Source organism: Runella rosea (assembly GCF_003325355.1).
GTDB classification, from domain to species: Bacteria; Bacteroidota; Bacteroidia; order Cytophagales; family Spirosomataceae; genus Runella; species Runella rosea.
Map to the genome: position 1 here is coordinate 2,378,585 of NZ_CP030850.1, position 20,371 is coordinate 2,398,955.

General features: G+C 45.8%; 15 protein-coding genes. 8 read left to right on the forward strand and 7 right to left on the reverse strand.

Going from position 1 to position 20,371, the window contains the following annotated elements; translation table 11 throughout:
• Positions 1 to 37: 37 nt before the first annotated feature.
• From DR864_RS10140 to DR864_RS10160, 4 genes are all read right to left on the reverse strand, one after another.
• Complete coding sequence (locus DR864_RS10140; RefSeq protein ID WP_114066853.1) at positions 38 to 3,019, reverse strand: amidohydrolase family protein; 2,982 nt, start codon at positions 3,017 to 3,019, stop codon at positions 38 to 40.
• 216 nt (positions 3,020 to 3,235) lie between these two features.
• A complete protein-coding gene (locus DR864_RS10150) occupies positions 3,236 to 4,069 on the reverse strand; it encodes a ferritin-like domain-containing protein (protein ID WP_114066855.1) in 834 nt (277 codons plus the stop codon).
• A gap of 12 nt (positions 4,070 to 4,081) precedes the next feature.
• On the reverse strand, positions 4,082 to 4,783 hold the full coding sequence (locus DR864_RS10155) for a ferritin-like domain-containing protein (protein WP_114066856.1): 702 nt from the start codon (positions 4,781 to 4,783) through the stop codon (positions 4,082 to 4,084).
• 175 nt (positions 4,784 to 4,958) lie between these two features.
• A complete protein-coding gene (locus DR864_RS10160; RefSeq protein WP_162793699.1) occupies positions 4,959 to 5,429 on the reverse strand; it encodes a hypothetical protein in 471 nt (156 codons plus the stop codon).
• Between the two features lie 221 nt (positions 5,430 to 5,650).
• Between DR864_RS10160 and DR864_RS10165 the strand changes: the two genes are divergently transcribed.
• The gene (locus DR864_RS10165) at positions 5,651 to 5,911 is read left to right on the forward strand and encodes a hypothetical protein (protein WP_162793701.1); all 261 of its coding nucleotides are present in this window, start codon (positions 5,651 to 5,653) and stop codon (positions 5,909 to 5,911) included.
• A 565-nt stretch (positions 5,912 to 6,476) separates the two neighbouring features.
• Here the strand turns inward: DR864_RS10165 and dnaJ are convergent.
• Together dnaJ and DR864_RS10175 are read right to left on the reverse strand one after the other, a co-directional pair.
• On the reverse strand, positions 6,477 to 7,631 hold the full coding sequence (gene dnaJ / locus DR864_RS10170) for a molecular chaperone DnaJ (RefSeq protein WP_114066859.1): 1,155 nt from the start codon (positions 7,629 to 7,631) through the stop codon (positions 6,477 to 6,479).
• A gap of 101 nt (positions 7,632 to 7,732) precedes the next feature.
• Positions 7,733 to 8,281 (reverse strand): nucleotide exchange factor GrpE, encoded by a 549-nt coding sequence (locus DR864_RS10175; protein WP_114066860.1) that lies wholly within the window; start codon positions 8,279 to 8,281, stop codon positions 7,733 to 7,735.
• Between the two features lie 540 nt (positions 8,282 to 8,821).
• Here DR864_RS10175 and DR864_RS10180 point away from each other — a divergent pair.
• Positions 8,822 to 9,982 carry a T9SS type A sorting domain-containing protein gene (locus tag DR864_RS10180; protein WP_114066861.1) on the forward strand — a complete coding sequence of 387 codons (1,161 nt, stop codon included), beginning with the start codon at positions 8,822 to 8,824 and terminating at the stop codon, positions 9,980 to 9,982.
• A gap of 33 nt (positions 9,983 to 10,015) precedes the next feature.
• On the forward strand, positions 10,016 to 11,989 hold the full coding sequence (locus DR864_RS10185) for an asparagine synthase-related protein (RefSeq protein WP_114066862.1): 1,974 nt from the start codon (positions 10,016 to 10,018) through the stop codon (positions 11,987 to 11,989).
• Here the strand turns inward: DR864_RS10185 and DR864_RS10190 are convergent.
• Positions 11,986 to 14,643 carry a putative LPS assembly protein LptD gene (locus DR864_RS10190; protein WP_229599558.1) on the reverse strand — a complete coding sequence of 886 codons (2,658 nt, stop codon included), beginning with the start codon at positions 14,641 to 14,643 and terminating at the stop codon, positions 11,986 to 11,988. The genes DR864_RS10185 and DR864_RS10190 overlap by 4 nt on opposite strands.
• Between DR864_RS10190 and DR864_RS30185 the strand changes: the two genes are divergently transcribed.
• The 5 genes from DR864_RS30185 (at position 14,609) to DR864_RS10210 (ending at position 20,112) form a co-directional block, all read left to right on the forward strand.
• Positions 14,609 to 14,884, forward strand: a complete 276-nt coding sequence (locus tag DR864_RS30185) for a hypothetical protein (protein WP_229599559.1) — start codon at positions 14,609 to 14,611, stop codon at positions 14,882 to 14,884. The genes DR864_RS10190 and DR864_RS30185 overlap by 35 nt on opposite strands.
• A 67-nt stretch (positions 14,885 to 14,951) precedes the next feature.
• On the forward strand, positions 14,952 to 16,604 hold the full coding sequence (locus DR864_RS10195; RefSeq protein ID WP_114066864.1) for a sulfatase family protein: 1,653 nt from the start codon (positions 14,952 to 14,954) through the stop codon (positions 16,602 to 16,604).
• 70 nt (positions 16,605 to 16,674) lie between these two features.
• Entirely contained in the window at positions 16,675 to 17,820 is a 1,146-nt protein-coding gene (locus DR864_RS10200; RefSeq protein WP_114066865.1) for a Gfo/Idh/MocA family protein, read from the forward strand.
• A gap of 191 nt (positions 17,821 to 18,011) precedes the next feature.
• Positions 18,012 to 18,845, forward strand: coding sequence for a type 1 glutamine amidotransferase (locus DR864_RS10205; protein WP_114066866.1), 834 nt, complete (start codon positions 18,012 to 18,014; stop codon positions 18,843 to 18,845).
• A 70-nt stretch (positions 18,846 to 18,915) separates the two neighbouring features.
• Entirely contained in the window at positions 18,916 to 20,112 is a 1,197-nt protein-coding gene (locus DR864_RS10210) for a hypothetical protein (RefSeq protein WP_114066867.1), read from the forward strand.
• The last annotated feature ends 259 nt before the right edge of the window (positions 20,113 to 20,371 follow it).

A 20,371-nucleotide genomic window follows, 5' to 3' on the forward strand; every position in this document is an offset into this window, starting at 1 on the left:
CTTCGCGCCTATGCGGATTTGCGTGAAAAAATGCGTCTCAAGGCCGTTTCAACAACTCCTCCAATGGGTAGACTTTGCCATTGACGAGCACGTAGCGTACGCGCTGTGCATCATGAATATTTTGGAGTGGATTGCCTTCTACGATGCTGATATTGGCAATTTTTCCTACTTCCAACGTGCCCAAATCTTTATCAACATTGAGGCTTTTTGCGGCATTAATCATCGACGTTTGTAAGGCCTGAAAGGGCGTAAACCCGCTTTCTACATAACTCCACAGCTCTACGTGCAAGCTCGTTCCGTAGGGCATAATGGGCGAATCTGTACCGCTCGTGATGCGCGCTCCGCTGTCCAGTAGTCGCTTGGCAACTTTGCCCGAATTGGCATAATTTAGCACGATGGCCGAAGGTTGATTTTTCATCTGTTGGGCTGTTTCCAGCATTCCAGCGCGGTAATATGCGGGATACAATTGCCGAAACTGGGGCGTATCAAACAGACTCGTATCTCTCGTGATGGTGCTCCAATACCCACCCGAAAGCGCCAATGTAGGCGTAATGACCATTTTTGACTGGCTAATGATTTGTATCACATCTTCATAACTATGGGCCGTTGAGGTCAGCTTGGGCGAATACCCCCGTCGACTCGTAGCGCCAAGGTGCTCCACCGCATCCACTCCGTAGCGAGCAGCGGGAAAAATCTCGTGCGACGATACCGTCATGCCGTTTTGATGGGCATATTCGGTGATTTTTTGCTGCCATTCATCGGGCATCCGTACGTAGGTTTTGATAAGGTCGTAACCCAATCGGTTGGCGCGGTTGAGTTCGAGTTTAAGCTGTGCTTCCGAGCCGATAGCAGTGGCCATGTTGTAATAAATGCGGCCGCCGTCGGTGAGTGCCCCCGTCAAAAAGTGAAACGGCCCAGGGCGTTTGCCGCTATGCCATGCTTCGCGCTGCTCGACCGCATCATACGGGTCCGAACCAGGCTCACGCACCGTCGTAATGCCATACGCCAACCAAATCCGCCCCGTTTTTTCGCCAAACTGCGCATCGAGGTGAGAATGCGTTTCAAACAATCCGGGCATAACGGTCAGGTTAGAGGCATCAACTTTGCGGTAATTGGCGGGGTAATTAGTGCGGTGCGGTTGAATCGCTTTGATGCGACTATCTTCCACCACCAAGTCTACGTTAGTGAGCAACTTTTCATTTTTTCCGTCAAACAACCGTCCCGCATGAATCACGACGGTCCCTTTGGGTTTGGCGTTGGTCCACGTCAAATCAAGCGGAATATCCTGCTTGCTAGTGTCGACGATGGCTACTTTTCGAAGGTGGTCGGTGGCCACGTAAACCAACGATTTTGAATCCCCAGTCCACGTGGGCGCTTCGGCTAACTCCGACGTGACGGCGCGGGGTTGACCCTTAAATTGACCGTCTTCGTTGACATCAATGACCCATAGCAAAGCATCTTTGACGTAGGCCAGTTTGGTACCATCTGGCGACCAAATCGGGCCGTTGCGGTAGCGCATCGCGGTGGTTTGGTAAGGTATGGGCGTATCTAAGCTAACCGCTTGTCCGCTTTCGGAGTTAACCAATAAAAACTTGCTCACTCCTTCGCGAAACTTGGAAGAATACGCTTCCAATGCCGCCAATAATACATATTTTCCGTTCGGCGACCACGAAGGCTGCCCCGGCTGAAACATGGGTTTATAGACCGCTTTGGTCACATTGGTGGTCAAATCCATGATTTGCAGCACCGTTCCCACGGCCAGTGTATTGCGCAGGCCTTGTTTCATAAACGCAATCTTTTTGCCGTAGGCCAACCACGAACCCTGAAATTCATCGTCGACGGTTTGGGTCAATTGAGTGATTTTGCGGGTCAAAAGTTCCAACGTGTACAAATCCATGTTACCTGTTCGGTCGGCAGAAAAGAGCAGTTTTGTTCCATCGGGCGACCAGGCCAAGTCCGTTTCATAATATACGTCGTCGGTCAGTTTTACGGGTTTAGGAAGGCCAATCGTTAGCAGCCACACATCACCGAGCGCAATAAAAGCCACTTGCTTACCATCGGGCGATACGACTGGGCTACGAATACCTTTCACTGTTTTTAAAGAAGGGCCGTCAAAATCGTAGGTTTTCCGTTGATACACGGGCGTACTGACCGTCATCGTCACCTGAAACGGCACTTCTACGCTACCACCGTCTTCCGCACCGCGTCGCTTGATTTTTCCGTCAGTAGTATACAAAATACTCCCATTGGCCTCCCACGCCGCCCGAAAAGGAAATACATCATCCCCCGTTTTGCTCAACGGAACAATTTTGCCCGTTGCCACTTCGACCGACAACAGAGCAGTTTCGGCACCAGTCAATAACTGATAACTAATCCATTTCCCATCCTTACTCCACGCTGGCACGCTCGGCGTACCCTTTCCCGCGGGAGCGAGTAATTTTTCCGTACCGTTTTCCAAAAGCAGATATATTCCGGCGCCATTGGCCCGACTTGACGCAAAAGCCAATGTATTGCCATCGGGCGAATAAGAAGGGGTATAGTCGTGCTCTAAGTGAGTTGTGAGCGCGGTAGCTGTACCCGTTGAAAGGTCAATTTTCCAAATATCATAATTTCCCTTTCGGTCCGACGAGCAAACGATACTACTTCCATCACCCCCCCAGAAAGGTTCACGGTGATCGTAGGGGCCTGATGTATGTTGTTTGAGGTCTTTCCCTTCTTTATTTACACTCCAAATATGGTATGTTCCGCCCCGATAAGACTGAAAAGCAACGCGTTGCCCGTCGGGACTCCAACAGGGTTGTCGGTCGTCGCCCATGCCGTCGGTGAGCGATTTAGCTACTCCGCCTTTGGCTGGAAGCGTATAAATAGTTCCCTGCAAATCAATAGCAATGGTTTGGCCGTCGGGCGAGAGCGCCATCGCCATATTGGTTCCTTCATTGACCGTAATTTGTTTGGAATCCAGACGCTGGGCTACCGTACTGAATGTCACTAACAGAAACAAAAAGAGATAAAATTTCATTTTTTAATGATATTGACAAAGTCTGTAGTTCTAAAAGTAGAAGTAAGCTACTTTATTTCGAATTATCATCAATTTGCCTCTAAATTATTCGGCAATTTTATCAAAAAAGGAAAATTGGAGATCCGTAAAAAAATAGAGGAGGTACTGGTAGCAAATTTTATACAAAAAAAGGGAGACCCGCGAGTCTCCCTTTTTTTGAACTGATGTTAACTCGCACTACGAAGCAATAAATAACGTAGCCACGGCCAGTACTTGCTCTTTGGTCAACGGCTCGTCAAATGCCTCGGTGACGGCATTGGCCGAGAAACTACCGAGCGTTTTGACGTCTACCCCTGCTTGGGTTGTATTTTCTTCTCCATTATAAATGGGCTGAACAACGGCATTATCAATGCCACTGTCTTTGCCTGTTATCCACGGCTTCACCGAAGCACCATTGGCTTTCCGCATCATACGAATGTGTGCCGCATGACGGGCCTCAACCGAGTGAATATTAAGCGCAGCCGTTAGGACGGCATTTTGCTGTACCAAGTTGGGGGCCTGTCCTTTGTAAGCACGAACGCCAGTATCTTCCAGTGATTGGGCAACGGCCAAAAACAATTGGTAGTTGGTAAAAGCCGTGGCAAAAGGACCCGTACCAGTACCTTGCCCACCAGAAAAGTCAAACTTTGGCTCTACCACTGGCGTTCCACCTGCTCCAGTAATGGCCGTTTTCAGAAAATTCACGTGCGCTTTTTCGTGGTTCATGATGGTCGTGATGGCCGCAGTGGGCGCTCCTGCAGGAATCAAACCCGCACTTGCCAGCGCTTTTTCGTAAAAACGATACTCAAGGTATTCGAGGGTAAGTGCGTAGTTCAGCACATCCACCACACTGGTGGTTGATTGGCCGTAAGCCTTCTGAAACATACTCCCCATCGCCAGCGGCACCGCCGCCATGGTTAGTTTTTTACCTAAATCGGCAAAGTCACGCAGTGCCTTACGGCGACTGTTGAGGCGGTCACTCATTTCAGGGTCACGCTCCTCAATCATATTTAATATTTTCAAAAAATCCATGATGTTCCTTGGTTATGCCAATGTACCGGCGTTGATTTTTGTTTTGATAAATGGCGCAGCCGCCGTTAACACTGCCGACGGCTCTTTGGACATTTCCAAGCCGTTGGCGTCGATGACGGTGCTGTCGGCAAACGTTCCGTTACTGATTAAATCACGAATATAGGCAGCATGACGCGCCTCTACCGACACAATTTTCCCAGCAATGGCCAGCAAATCGGGCGAAGTCAGGAAACGTCCCGCTCCGTTGTAGGCCGCCACTCCCAAATCTTCAAAGGTCTTCGCGGCATTCAGCACACTTTCACGTTTTGAGAAGTCGATAGAACTAAAATCAACTTCCAATCCACCAATGGCATTGACCCCAAGAGCCGCCTTGAAAAATTCACGGTGTGCCATTTCATGGTCTCTGATGTCGGTCAGTAAAGACCTTTCATCGGCAGTAATACCTGAGAATTGAGATTCGATAACTCGCTGATAAAAAGCCGCTTCCAGTTGTTCCAATGCATACGCATAATTCAACACCGCGTTGTCGCCAGTACCAAAATTCACCTCTCCCGCCACAATCACTGGGTCGTCCTCTTTACATCCCGTCAAAATCAGCGACGTAGCCGCTGCCGTTCCTCCAGCCCATTTGAGAAATGAGCGCCGATGCACACCCTTTACGAGCAAACCTGTGTTGCTTTCAAGGGATGATGGTGTGTTTTTTAAAATGTTCATACAATTGGTTTGTTAAAAAAATAGTACTGAAACTAATAAAGGCAAAAGCAAGGGGTACTCGTTTATTGTCTTTCCGCAACCGTTATTGCTTTACTTTTTAACGTACGGCATTCTTTGGGCAAATAGATTTAGAACGTTTCTGATTTTTCTCACCAGTAACATTCTAAGGCACTAATTAATCTTTCAAGTCACGCTTGAGTTCGTCGATATTTTTCTGGAAATCCGATTTAAATTCTTTCCAATCGCGCTTCAATCCTCCTTTAAGTTCGGCAATATCGTTGTCTACATCCTTCAGGCGAGTATCCAACCGGTCCCTTTGCGCCCGCAAACGAATCTTTTCGGAGCTATTGGCTTTGTCAATGTCACGATCCAACTTCTCAATACGGCTTTTGATTTCCATCCTTCTTTCCTCCATCGTCACCAAAAACTCCCGCTCTTCCTGCTTGAGTTCGGCCACAATTTCTTGGCGTTTGGCAGTGGCTTCCTCTTTAGCTTCCGTCAAATCTTCGGTTACTTCGGCGCTTGCTTCTTTGGCCTCTTTTTGTGCCTCGGTCAATTCTTCCTGCGCATTTTCCTGCTTGCTTTCACAACCCACGAACGCCAATCCACCAACCAATAGCGCAACTGTTATTAGGTACTTTTTCATAATTTTTAACGATGATAATTGATATGTTTTGATAGGGTAAAAACTTTGTACCAATCGGTAAATCAGCTAAAAGAGGGCAAAATCCAGCCCCAACTTTCTACAAAAAGGGCAATAAACTACCCGACCCAAAAAACAGGAATAGCCCAATCAGGCATAATGTGGGTGGTCCGATTGTTTTAACATAACAGGACTAATGTATTCCTCCAAAACCGATAAAAGACATGCAAACACCATCAAATAACAATTCAAGTACATCCATCGGAAATTCCGCATCAGACTTGTGGATGCCGGATGCCGAGCAGCCCAACGAGGCCGCCAATGAGGTGTATGATGAACCAAAAACTCCAAGAAATGTAGCGCAGGAAGCCAAGGAGTTTCCAGAATGGTCCATCCTTCAAAATACCAATGATGACGGCCAACCCGACGAGGCACACGACGAATTTTTGACGCCTTCGGGCAGTAGTTTTATTGACGAAGCCTAAAAAACAGGAGAATTCCCCAACAAGCATGAATCATCCTAAAATTGCAGGATGATAAAAAAAGAGCTTCCCTTGTTACTTTGAGTTTGTAGTGACTCTCAAAGTAAAAAAGGGAAGCTCTTTTTATGTTTAAAACAGTATTACAAACAAACGCTAATGAAGCTCAAATGTCAATATCTTCGAATTTTCTTTTGAACAAGTCATGGCAATAACTACCACCGCTCCAATTCAATTTAGATAAACTGATAGACAGCCGTTTGGCAAGGCCGAATTTGGCATGGAGTCTCCCATACTTTGGTCTTGTTGAGCCACCCGTTCTGGGAAATAGGTTAAAAATATTAGCTATTGCAACCTTATTCTATGGCTTACTACTTTCCTTGATACAAAATTGGTCGAATTAGATTCTTCTTTTTTGTAAACAATGGTGTCATAGAACAGAAAATCGGTACCGAAATACTTCGATACCGATCTACAGATTTAGAATAGCCCCATCGCCAATGCGCTTGCGGCGACTTTTATTGATTGTCAAAGTTCGGGACGACTCATTGGACTAATATTTATTCAAAGATTAATGAAAGAAATCTTTCATTTTTTCAAAAAATCCTTTCTCGTTCTTGCCCGGTTTGGGTTGGAAGTTGGGAGAGGATTTTAGTTTTTCGAGGATGCTGCGTTCTTCGGCGCTGAGTTGCTTGGGCGTCCAGATATTGACGTGAATCAACTGATCGCCGCGACCGTAGCCATTGAGTTCTTTGATACCCTTCCCTTTGAGGCGCAGGATTTTTCCACCCTGTACTCCCGCTTCAATTGGCACGCGGGCTTTTCCGTCGAGGGTGGGTACTTCGGCCGTGGTGCCGAGGGCCGCATCTACGAAGTTGAGGTGCAGGTCATAGACGAGGTTGTTGCCGTCACGTTTCAGTTGTTCGTCTTCTTCCTCTTCTACCACAATGAGTAAATCACCGGCCACGCCGCCCCGGGGCGGTACGTTTCCTTTGCCGCTCATGGAGAGTTGCATTCCGTCGGCTACGCCACCAGGAATTTTGATGCTGATTACATCCTCTTCCAATACGCGGCCTTCGCCTGCGCAGATTTCGCAACGCTCGGTTACAATTTTGCCTTCGCCGTTACAGGTAGGGCAGGTGCTGGTCGAAACCATCTGTCCGAGCATCGTGCTTACCACTTTCCGCACCTGACCGTTGCCGTTACAGGTGGTACAGGTTTTGAGGGATGCCCCGTTTTTTGAGCCGTTGCCACCGCAGGTGTTACAGCCAACGTAGCGTTTTACTTTAATTTTCTTTTCCGCTCCTTCGGCTACTTCGCGCAAATCCAACTTCAACTTGATACGTAGGTCGGTACCGCGCCGTACACGGCGTCCGCCGCCACCGCCACCATTGCCGAAAATATCGCCAAATGGTGATGCATCACCGAAAATATCGCCGAATTGTGAAAATATGTCATTAATGTCAAAGCCTTGACCGCCGCCAAAACCACCGTTGCCACCCATACCAGCGTGGCCAAACTGGTCGTAGCGCTTGCGTTTTTCGGCATCGCTCAATACTCCGTATGCCTCGGCTGCTTCCTTAAATTTTTCTTCGGCAGAAGGGTCGTCGGGGTTTTTGTCGGGGTGATATTTAATCGCTAGCTTACGGTAGGCTTTCTTTATTTCATCATCGGCCGCCGTTTTGCTAACGCCAAGAATTTCGTAATAATCTCTTTTTTGTGCCATTTTTTTTTGTGTTAATCGTTACCGCGCGGGCGGCCCCGCTGTTATTAGTTATCTGAATAAGTTTACTCCGATTAACGGTTAACAGATAACGGATAACCTAATTAACTTCCTACGACCACTTTAGCGTATCTAATTACTTTTTCATTTAAAAAATACCCCTTCTCTACTTCATCAATTACTTTGCCTTTCAAGTCGTCGCTTGGGGCGGGGAACTGAGTGATGGATTCGTGCAAATCAGCGTCGAATGTTTCTCCTTTAGAAACCATCGGTTTAAGACCTCGGTTTTCCAATGTCTTTGAGAACTTTGTATAAATCAACCCAACTCCTTCTTTTAACGGCACAATGTCAGTTGTTGTTTCGAAAGAAGACATGGCGCGCTCAAAATCGTCTACGACGGGCAGGACCGCCTTCATCAATTCTTCATTAGCGGTTGAAATCAATTCCAATTTTTCTTTAGCGGTGCGGCGACGGAAGTTTTCAAAATCAGCATATAGACGCAGGTATTTGTCTTTCAATTCCGTAATCTCAGCCTGTAATTTTTCGGTTTCCGTGGTTTCGGTTTCCTGAGCGATTTCTACGGGTGCTTCTGTGCCCTCTACAGGTGCTGTCGTTTCGTCCGCAGTTATGTCATTTCCGTTGTCTGTTGTCATAATAAATAGGTGTACGCTACTGTTCAATATTTTTTACAAATGTCGGCAATTTCTTTGCCACTACCTTAAAAGCTGACAGATTGGCAGGGTAATTCATGTCTTAATAAATGAACACCTGACTTTGCTAGGGTTTGTTTTTTGAAAAAATAATATCCCTATCAAGTTTTTTTTGATTCGGGAAATCCTTCCCAAGAGATCAAGTTTCGTAGGTCATATATTTTAATTGGCATATTTTGGTGTACACTTAAGTACGTTTTTGTATTGTCATGTGTTTATAATCAGCAAGTTAGGTAAATAAAATTGGGTGACCTTCTAAAATATTTTTCGTCTGATGTTAAAAGCCTACAAAGGATGAAACAAACGTTACTTATTAAAAAAGAACACGCCTCATCACCCAAAAGAAGCTATACATCTCCGAGGCTTCATATGATAGGTCAGGTAAAAAAAATGACTGCTAAAATAGGTAGTCAATTTGATGCGCTAACAGGTACAAGCTCACTCACTCCTTAGTGTATTATTAACCTCTTTATTCCCGATTTTATGAAGAAAATCTACCTTAGTTTATTTTTGGTACTTACTTGGTTGAAGGGTTTTTCAGCGGGCGAAATCGCTTTTGTTTCTTTTCAATCAGATGATCCAGATTCTTTTTCGTGGGTGGCGTTGGTACCTATTCCCGCAGGAACGACAATTCTTTTTACTGACAATGGCTGGAACGGCACCGCTTTTCGGACCAGCGAAGGCGTTTTGACTTGGACCGCACCAGCAGGTGGCGTTCCTGGGGGCACTGTGGTGACAATCACGGGAGGAGCAACCGCGTCCACTGGAACCGTTACTTCTTCTGGAACGTATGCATTATCTACCGCAGGAGACCAATTATTTGCCTTCAAAGGAACATTAGCTTCTCCTACCTTTATCGCTGGTATAAATTTCGGGGGTACGGGTTGGGATGATACCGCAGCTAGTACAAATTCAACCGCTTTACCCGCAACGTTGACGAATGGTTCCAACGCAGTTGCGGTTGGGAACCAGGACAATGGACGCTTTAATTGCAGTGACGGAAGTGTAATGGGGAACATTTCCACTATTGGGTCAACCATTAACACAACCACTAATTGGACTACAAATGCGGAAATCCTGAGTCCAGCAGTAAGTGCCTGTACTTACACAAGTTCTAGCCTTCCGGTGCGCCTTATTTCCTTCAAATCAGAGTCACAGTCTGCTGCCATTGAACTCACTTGGCAAACGGGAGAAGAGATAAACAATAGCCATTTTGAAATTGAACGAAGTAGTAATGCGCAAAACTTTGAAGCGATTGGACGCGTGATTGGCAATGGCAGCAGCACGACAAAGCAGATTTATTCTTATGTAGACGTTTCTCCGAAAACAGGACTTAATTATTACCGTTTAAAACAAGTTGATTTAGATGGGCAATTTGAATACAGTCGCATTGTATCTGCCCGATTGACTGGTCTTGGCCTTTTTAAGGCTTATCCTAACCCCGTTGTTGGAATGTTGACGATAGAACTCCCTGCCGAATCTGCGATTGAGTCGGCTTATTTGATAGACTTAACGGGCCGTAGAGTAAGAGAGTTTTCCGATTATCGCCCCTCATTAGAAGGGGTTGAAAACGGATTGTACACGCTTCAGGTCAAAACAAAAGACGGCCAGACTTTTCAGCAACGGGTTTTGAAAATAAACTGACAATCTGTTCAGCAGGATATTGCATTAACAGTTATGTCTGGTATTTGTGGAATTATCTATTTTGATGGCAGGACTGTACAGGAAGAGGTTCAGAAAATGGCCCATGTCATACAGCACCGAGGAAGTGACGGAATTGAAATAATAAAAAACGAAAATGTAGGCTTTGTACATTTACAACGCAATGTTTCTGCAAACATAACCCCATTTGCATCCCCTATTGTCGATGAAAATGGGGTTTGGTGCGTAGCTGATGCTCGAATAGATAATCGTGCAGAATTGCTATCTCAATTATTCCCTTCTCTACCCTGCTCTGAAGCAGAGAGGCTGGGTAATACTACGCTCCTTTTGGCAGCTTACGCACATTGGGGAGAAGAAATGCTTTTTCACCTAATAGGAGACTTTGCATTCGTTTTATGGGATGCGCCGCGACAAAAACTCATTGCTGGACGAGACCACTGCGCCGCACGACCGTTGTATTACTGTTATCAATCTGGTGGTTTTGTTGCATTTGCTTCGGAAATCAAGTCCTTATTAACGCTCCCAGAGGTTTCTAAAGAATTTAATTTTGATAAAATTCACCGTTATTTGGAATGGGCTTCATCCCTGAGACCCTACCGAGCAGAGACTTTTTACAAACATATTCATTCGTTGCCACCAGCCCATTTGCTGACCGTGGAGGCACGCGCGTTGAAATCCCGTTTTTGTTGGGATTTAAAATTGGAGCGTTTTGCCCACCTCCGCACCGATGAAGAATTTATTAGAGCATTCAAAACAACGTTTTTAGAAGCAGTGCGCTGCCGGCTTCAAACGTCCTACCCCGTAAGTGCGCATTTGAGCGGAGGGTTGGATTCTTCTTCTATTTGTGCTACGGCACATCACTTACTCGGACAAGAACTGCACACACTCCACTTTGACATGGGGGATTCTAAACAAGCAGAGGAAAAACGATTTGCCGAACATATACTTCAATGGGGGATTTATGAGCATGAATATATTGCCCCAACCCGTGATTTAATGGCTGCTATACAGCAGATGGTCACTATTTTTGACCGTCCCGACCATTTTACGCTTTTGCCCACCTATCATTTGGCGGCGGGAGAGGCTATAAAAAAGCAAGGGACCCGTATCCTCTTGACAGGACATGACGGCGACAGCGTGGTGGGGTACGGAAAATCGTATCCTATGCGGCTACTTCAAAACCAAAAGTGGGGAGAGTTTAAAGAATTGATGGTACAATATGCTCAAATTGCGAATTTTAGCCATCGTTTTGAACAATGGCCTGAATGGCCATTATCAAAAAAGTACGCATTTATCGTGCGGAGTTATGCTCAAAGATATTTTGTGAAAATAGCAAAAAATAAAGATTGGAAACGCTTAATAAAGGAAGGATGGAAAAGTACCAAAGCGCTGAAAATGTTGCCGTTTGGAGTGAATTCGATGCCGTTTAGTAGGGTGTTAAATTGGATTAGAAAATATAAGAAAAAACAAAAGTTTGTCGTCGAAACAGACTATGGTTTTTTGCCAGAACAGAGACATTTAGTGCTCGATATTCTCCACGAAGGAATGGTGGAAAGTACGGAAGAATTTGAACAGATTGCCGCGCATTATGGCTACGAAGCGGCGCATCCTTTTTATGATAAACGTCTCATTGAATTGTGTTTGGCCATCCCCGACCGCCTGAAATTTGACCGTGGCTATGGACGTGGACCACTTAGGGCTATTATGAAAGAAGTATTGCCTGAGGAGGTTCGATTACGGACCAGCAAAGCCCTGATGAATGAACCTGTTAAAACCCAAATTAGCCAGCATCAGCGAGAAATCACTCGTCTGCTTGGCGAGGTGCGACAAATTTTACCATTGTTATTTACCAAAGCGCAGGCCCTTATTTTGGATGGCTATTTTAAACGAGCCTTGAAAGAATTGGCTAAGAAATCTTCAGACAGTGTACAGCTTTACGTGCGGGAAATTCATTTGGCCCAGTGGTTGCTAAATCAAAAACGTTCCTAAAAACTGCCACGGTCGTAGAACGAACGGCGGCGGGAGAGTTTTAAGTCACGTAGCAGTGCCGATTTAGCCCGAATTTCAAACGAATAGTTGTTAGCCCGAATGCCAGAGCCCGCAAACGGCGTCCAGTTAAACGACATTTCCCAGCAGTGCAGGTCGCGGGTGATGCCGATATTGGTGATAGACGGAGCTTTGGCAACGACATCCACGCCCGTATCAAACACAAATTTCCAGTTGGGCGTAAGGCTGAAATCACCGTTGACACGCAAAGCTTGAATGGTTGTTCCTTTAGACAGCCCTTGGCGCGAGTACCCAAAGTTATAACTTAAGTTGAGCGTCCAGGGAATGTTGAAGTCTACGTAGGCATCTGGGTTGGCATTGATGAGGCGCTGTTGCTCTTCGGTATTTGGAGTGTTGGCTTTTTTGGGTTTATCGGAGCCTTTGGGCGCAAAACGAGTGCTCAGGGCTACATTGACGTTGTTTAGCCGGGCCAGTCCTTGCTTTTCGGTAAACGTCCAGCGATTGATTTTTCTCCCTACGGCACCGTATAGTTCGTCTTTGACGTAGGCATACGGATCAAAATTGGCCGAAAAGTTGAAGTTCAAATTCTTGAAAAGCTGGGCATTGGCGTTGAGACTGATGTCCGACATTTTCAACGAATCAGCCAGCAGGTTATACGAGCCATTTAGGCTGAGGTTGTCCAGAATGGATTTTTTTTCAAATTGCTTACCCGTTGAATCTGATTTGGGACGCACTTTGGCTTCAAATAAGTTATTCAAACTCCACGAAATACCCGCTGCCGAGGTGCCAGAAGTGGTGAGGTTACCACCAATGGTGCGATACCGATTCAGGTACCTTACGTCACCGCGTTGGTTGACGACGGTTCTCTCAAAAAGATTTGACTGGTCAGGAACGTAGCTGAAACTGGCTGAAGGTATCAAAGTATGTCGTATGGCTTCCAGTCTTTTGCCGTGAAAAAAGAAGGTGCCGTATACTCGGGTGTTCATGCTGGCACTAAACGAAACGTTATTGGCAAAGTAAAAGCCTTGAAGGGTATCGACTTTCACTTTGTTGTTGCCCATGTACTCGTACTTGAACTTCTTGGTAAAAGTTTCTCCTGACAATGAAATGCCAGGCGTAATGTTTATATAGCGGAATAACTTGATATTGGGTAACGAAATCGGGACCGAAAAGCGCCCAGTTAGTTGGCCGTTCTTAATAAACTCTGGCAAACTCTGAGAGTTTAAGGCGTAGGTAGTGGGTGCTCCTGACTCTGGCGTAACTACAGTGGGTGGGTTAAAGAGCGAAAATCCCAGCCGGGCCGTAGAAGTATCAGCATAAACCTTGGTATTGTTGGCACTGATGCCACCGCTAAAATCCATTCCTAAGCGGAAGCTTTCGTACCAAGCGCCTGTTCCGCCTTTTAGCGCAAAAGGAGCAATTTGGTTAACTCCAAAGTTGAAGTCTATCCCTGCATCAAGCGCACCAGGGTCGGTATTGGTCACGCGTCCCAACGAATCTCGGGTTTCTTTGGAACGGTCTGGAAACCGCTGGTTGACGCGGATGCTGCTTCCCATCCGGGCAAATTGTCCAAATTGCCTGTTGTACTGTACCGACGAACTCGCCACGTTTTGGATGTACCGCGTGGTGCTGAATTCATTGAATTGATTAAAGCTGTTGCTTCCGATGTTGACCGAAGCGCCAAAGCTTGAGGTTCCTCTCGGCACCGGTGCGTGACTCCACGTAAGGCTGAAATCATTGCGGGGTCTGTTCAAGGCTTTTACCTCATTACCCTGCAAATTGCGGTTGAAGCGGGCGTTGAAACTTCCGCTGTAACGGTATTTTTGGGCATAAGTCGAGGCAACTCCTAACCCCCAACTTCCTTTAGAGTAAATTTGCCCCGTAAAATTCATGTTGATTTTTTCGCTGATAGCCCAGTAATAGCCGCCATCGCGCAGGTAATATCCCCGGCCATTGGGTTCTTCGCCGTATTGGGGCATAATGATACCCGAAGTGCCGATTTCTTTTTTCTTCGGAACGGGAAAAAAACCGAATGGTAGACCTAGGGGCAAAGGCACATCGGCAATGACCAAGTGGAAAGGTCCAGAAATGACCTGTTTTTCGGGAATAACCTTGATTTTTCGGGCCGCAATGTGAAAGTGAGGCTGGGCTAGGTTGCAGGTGGTATAAATTGAACCCCTTACATACATATTGTTTTCTTCGTCTTTCTTGACGGTCGTTCCCCGGATATTGCCGTCGCCTTGTTGGGTTACAATGCCTTTGATAAACCCTTTTTTACTTTTAAAATTATAGCGGAGTTCTTTGGTATCATATTTTTCGCCGTTGTCCTGAAAGATGGGCTGGCCAATCCACTTTTTAGCGGTTGAATCGTAATTGCCTCGCGCAAATACCTCGTTGGTTTTCCAGTTGAGACGGATATAGTCGGCATCCAAAATGATGGCTCCGTACGTGACGTTTGCTTTGCCGTACAAATGAACTTCCTGCTGCCCTGGGTCCATGACGGTTGAGTCTTGGGCGCTGTATTTTACGGTGCTTTTTAAATCACTATCGGATTGGAGTGAATCGGTTTGGGTGCTGTCGGCGTTGATACCCACGGCAGAAATGACCTTCGGAACCACGGGGGTGGCTCTTTTCATGGAATCTAAAAAAACGGGAGTGGATAGTCTTTTGGGGGCTAATACCTGTGAAAAAGCCTCAAAGCCAACCCCCAGAAAGGTCAGCCAGACAAGGCTTATAGCCACACGCGCACTGATTTTACGATTGGAAGAGAACAATTTTACACATGCTTTATTTGCAAAAGTACGTCTTTACAGGTTTGAAAAGGCCGAAAGATTGTTAAAAGTTATTAAACGAATTAAAATTTTATCAATGTCCTAAAAACAGGCATCAGTAAAAAACGTCAGTAAGCGCCTTAAAAAGAGACATCTTCTAACCGTTTTTTTGAATGAAACATGCCTATTTTCTGTCGGTGGTTGTATGTGCCGCATTCTTTGCTTTTCGTATTCCGCAACCTGCGCCTGATTCTGTTTCTTTACAAACGAAGCCCCGCCCCAACATCTTATGGATTACTTGTGAAGACATGAGTTTTCAATTGGGGGCTTACGGAAACAAACTGGTGAAAACGCCGAATATTGACCGTTTAGCGGCAGAAGGGGTTCGATTTACCAATGCCTTTGCCACCGCAGGGGTATGTGCTCCGAGTCGTTCGGCCATTATTACGGGCATGTATCAGCAGTCTATCGGCACCCAAAATATGCGCACTTTGGCGGCCTCAGCGGTGGCACTTGATGCCTATCCTCCTGGTTTTAAAGGCTATTCGGCGGTTGTGCCGGAAGAAGTGAAATGTTTCCCCGAATATCTACGGGCGGCGGGGTACTATTGCACCAACAATTCTAAAGAGGATTATCAGTTTCAAGCGCCCCCCACCGTTTGGGATGAAAGCAGCAACAAAGCCCATTGGCGCAACAGAACGGATAAAAATCAGCCTTTCTTTGCCATTTTTAATCTTACCGTTACGCACGAGTCGCAGGTTTGGGTGCGGGCCAAAGAGCCTTTATTGGTAAAACCAGAAGATGTGGTTTTACCGCCGTATTATCCTGATGTACCAGAAGTGCGTTTGGACGTGGCGCGGCATTTATCCAATGCCATGGTGATGGACCAGCAGGCGGGTAAAATTCTAGCGCAGCTTCGAGAAGACGGGCTTGATCAAAATACCATCGTTTTCTTTTATTCCGACCACGGCGATGGGCTACCTTTTGTAAAACGAGAAATCTATGACCGTGGCCTACGGGTGCCGTTTATTGTAAAAAATCCCTTTGCAAAAAGTAAAAAAGGAGTTGTTGACAACCGATTCATCAGTTTTGTAGACTTGGCCCCTACCATTTTGTCGTTGGCAGATTTGCCCATTCCCGCGCATTTGCAGGGGCAGGCATTTTTAGGAAAACAGCAGGCCCCCAAACCTCGTCAGTATACCTTTGCTGCCCGCGACCGGATGGATTCAGAATACGACCGCGTACGAACCGTGCGCGACAGCCGCTACCGCTATGTTCGAAACTACATGCCCGAAAAGCCCTACTATCAAAATATTCAGTACCGCTTGCAACAGCCTTCCATGCGGGCCATACTGGCGTTGAAAGAGCAAGGAAAACTCAATGCTGCTCAATCTTTGTGGTTTAGGCCGACCAAACCCAAGGAAGAATTGTATGATTGCCAAAAAGACCCTTATGAATTTAATAACCTTTCCGAACTACCTGAATACCAGCCGAAACTGAAAGCATTGAGAAAAGTATACGAAACGTGGATTCAGAAAGTCGGTGATACCGCTGACGAACCTGAAATGGAGATGGTGCGCCGTTGGTGGAACGGGAAAGAGCAGGCACCCGTCACGGAAACGCCCAAAATACAGTCTGAATTTTCTAAAATTACTTTATCTTGCGCCACCAAAGGAGCCTCAATTGGCTATAAACAACGGTGGAAAGACCCAAGCTGGAAAGTATATACGCAACCCATCAATGCCTCCGTAGGTGATTCTTTGTATGTTGTTGCCCATCGTATTGGCTATCAGCAAAGCCCCGTTGTTGCACTGAAACGGTTGTAAAATTCAATTAATAATTCACCGATAAAGAATAAATTCAAATTCAAACCCACGTTCAAAACCCAAAAATACTATGTCAAAAACCCAAGTAGCCGTTGTAGGGCTCGGCTTTATTGGCCCCGCGCACATCGAAGCACTTCGTCGCTTGCCAGATGTTGAAGTCGTAGGTATTGCTGATTTTTCGGCTGAGATTGCACAGGCCCGCGCTAAGTCGCTGGGGATTCCCAAAGCCTACGATTCATTTGATGATTTGCTGAAAGACGATTCCATTGAGTGTGTTCACATCTGTACACCCAACTTTCTGCACTACGAGCAATCGAAAAAAGCATTGTTGGCGGGAAAAAATGTGGTGTGTGAAAAACCCTTGGCCACCAACACCGAAGAAGCCGAAGAACTCGTAGAATTGGCGGATAAACTGGGATTGGTGAATGCTGTTCACTTCAATTTGCGCTACTATCCGCTTATTCGTCAGATGAAAACCATGCGTGAAAAAGGCGAATTAGGCGAGGTATATTCGGTGCAGGGAAGCTATCTTCAGGATTGGTTGTTTCTGCCTACCGACTACAACTGGCGTTTGGAGCCGTCGCAGTCGGGTGATTCTCGGGCGGTGGCCGATATTGGTTCGCACTTGTTTGATTTAATTGAATACATCACGGGCTTGCACATTACGGAAGTAATGGCCGATTTTAATACAGTACACAAAACCCGGATGAAGCCTAAAAAAGCCATTGCTACTTATTCAGGTAAATTACTTCAGGCGGAAGACTACGAAGAAGTACCCATTACCACCGAAGATTACGCTTCTATTTTGTACCGTTTCGAAAACGGCAACAAAGGCGTTGCGACGGTCAGTCAAGTAGCAGCTGGACGTAAAAACCGCGCCACACTCGAAATCAGTGGCTCTAACCAAACCTATAATTGGTGCTCGGAAGCCCCCAACGAAATGTGGATTGGTCGCCGCGACGGATACAATCAGTCCTTGATTCGTGACCCAGCATTGGTACACGAAGAGGTGCGCCCTTTATTGACGTTTCCTGGCGGCCACAACGAAGGATTCCCCGATACATCGAAGCAATTATTTAAGGAAGTTTACGCCGCCATTCGCAACGGCCGTCCCGAAAATCCGACGTATCCGACTTTTGCCGATGGACTTCGCGAACTTAAATTGTGCGACAAAATTGTCCAAAGTAGCCGCGAGCAACGTTGGGTTCAAGTATAGATTTTGAGCAACAATTGAACCGTTCTCAATACATAATCGTTAAATCGTAATAAGATTTCCGTAGTTTTGCGGAACGTTTTAACGGACTAAGTCCCTTACCGCCACAGCCTTTAAACTCTTTTTTTAAGATTTTAAGTGATGTGGCGGTATGTTTTTTTACTAATTTTAGCAACACAATTAACGAAAAGCTCATGGAGCGCATTAAGATTGCCGTTTTGGACATGTATGACGGTCATGCCAACGAGGGTATGCGTTGTATTAAAACATTGGTGGAGAATTTTCTGGCACAAGAAGAAATCGAAGGCAATTATGAAGTGTTTGATGTTCGTCAAAAATGCGAAGTCCCTGATTTAAGCTACGATATTTATATTTCATCGGGCGGCCCCGGAAACCCAGTGCCAGTAGGTGAGCCTTGGGAAAAGCCATTTTTTATGTTGCTTGACCAAATTTGGCAACACAACCGCCAACCGCACCATCCGCAAAAAAAGCACCTGATGCTGATTTGTCATTCGTACCAAATGGCCTGTTTGCATTGGAATGTTGGCCTGGTATGTAAGCGGCGGTCAACGTCTTTTGGTATTTTTCCGATGCACAAAACCCAATTTGGGTTGAAAGAACCCGTTTTTGAGCAATTGTTAGATCCATTCTTCGCCGTTGATTCGCGCGACTATCAGGTGATTGAGCCAAACTATCATGAGCTAGAACGCATGGGAGCCAAAGTGCTTTGCATCGAAAAAGAGCGCCCCCACGTGGCACATTTGGAGCGGGCCGTGATGGCGGTACGATTTTCCCGGGAGATTTTCGGTACACAGTTTCATCCCGAAGCCGACGGAGAAGGGATGTTACGTCATTTTCAAAAAGAAGAAAAACGGAGCTTGATTATTAACAATTACGGCGAAGCCAAGTACAACGATATGGTCAATTCATTGCAAGACCCCGACAAAATCCTACGTACCGAAGCGGCTATTATTCCGACGTTTCTTCAACGGGCGGCGGAGCAGTTGGTGGGGGCGCAGTTGGTGTAAATTTGGAGCTTTCATATTATTTAAAACAACTTATTGCAATTTTGTTTGGGTAAACGCCCTCTATAAACCTATGATTTCTTCCTTACGACAAGCTTACAACGCTGCTTTTAGTGTTGAAAAATACGATGAATTCATCAAAGGTATTCAGGCCGATTGGCCCGACCAATTGGAGTTTCGGGTGGCAGAAACCCCCGTTTTTGTGCCAGCAGGCCTTAAAAGCAAATTGATTGAGGCGGGAGAATCTTTTATTGATGTAATCGTTGGCCCTCATTATAAAGCCAAAACCCAGCACTCCATTCCGCCAGGGCAAGCTGTCCCGCATGAAAATGACCATGCTTCGTTTTTAGCCATCGACTTTGCCGTTTGTAAAGATGAAAACGGCGAATTGACACCTCAATTGATTGAGTTACAGGGCTTCCCTTCTATTTTTGGATTTCAGACCTACGTGACCGAAAAATTCCGTGATTATTTTCCTGTTCCTGCCGAGTTCAGCAACTATTTCAGCGGTATTTCCAATCAGGCAGAATACATCGCTAAACTGAAAGCGGTGATTTTGGGGAATGAAAACCCAGAAAATGTGATTTTGTTAGAAATTTATCCTGAGCAGCAAAAGACCCGTATTGACTTTGCCGTGACCGAGGCCCTGTTGGGCGTAAAAGCCGTTTGTTATACCAAAATAAAGAAAGTAGGGCGTCAGCTTTTTTACGAGAAAGACGGCCAGCCCATCGAAATCAAGCGCATCTATAATCGTCTCATCTTTGATGATTTAACCAATTTTCCCGACCTCCAAACCGAGTTTGACCTTACGGATGATGTTGATGTGACGTGGGTAGGACACCCCAATTGGTTTTTCAGAATCAGTAAATATACGCTTCCGTATTTGAAAAGCCCCTATGTGCCCGATACCCATTTTCTGAGTGAATACAGCGATGATTTTCCTGAAGATTTAGAAAACTACGTGTTGAAACCCCTTTTCTCCTTTGCAGGTAGTGGCGTAAAAATCCACGTCACGCGGCAGGATATAGCGGAAGTAACTGACCCTGAAAATTGGATTTTACAACGAAAAGTAACGTATGAGCCCGTCATTGAAGCGCCAGATGGGTTGGTGAAATGTGAAATCAGAATGCTCTATGTTTGGGAAGATAATGCCCCGCGTCCACAACTATTGACAAGCTTAAGTCGGCTGAGCAGAGGTGAAATGATTGGCGTGAGATTCAACAAAGATTTTACTTGGGTAGGCGGAAGTACGTGTTTTTATCAACCTTAATGGGGGAGGGAAGTCAATACAATATCCCCTTTTTCAGGGGATTGAATCTGCTTTATGTTTTGACTTTTTAAGTATCAATCAGTACCTTTGTACAGGTATTTGAAGTTATCTGCACTGATAGCCAATGGAACGTTTAGCCAATCAAAATTTAGAAAGGAAAAATATCCCTCAAAAAGGGTGATTTGCGGAATTGTTGCAATACGCAAATTTGTACTTTCTGTTGTTGAGCCATCATTTATATTCTGCCCGAATTGGCTCA